Source organism: Pseudoalteromonas sp. c7(2019), assembly GCF_011378625.1.
GTDB lineage: Bacteria > Pseudomonadota > Gammaproteobacteria > Enterobacterales > Alteromonadaceae > Pseudoalteromonas > Pseudoalteromonas arctica.
The window spans coordinates 1-218 of the sequence record NZ_WTKS01000064.1 but is presented as its reverse complement, the minus strand read 5'-3'; positions in this window follow the sequence as shown (position 1 = coordinate 218).

Genomic DNA, 218 nt, shown 5'->3' with positions numbered 1-218 from the left:
TAGTTCAATCAATATTGATATTTATTTGAAACGGGCAATGCTAGGAATAATAATTAATAAACCTTAAAGGTATCAGTTTTACTGTAAAAATTTTACCTATTAAAACAAAAAAGCCCCAGACTTAAATTAAGCTGGGGCTTTTTTAATCAGAGACGAGAAGTATGTCTACTTTAAGTTTGCTCTTACAAGCGAACTCACTTGAGCCATATCTGCTCTTC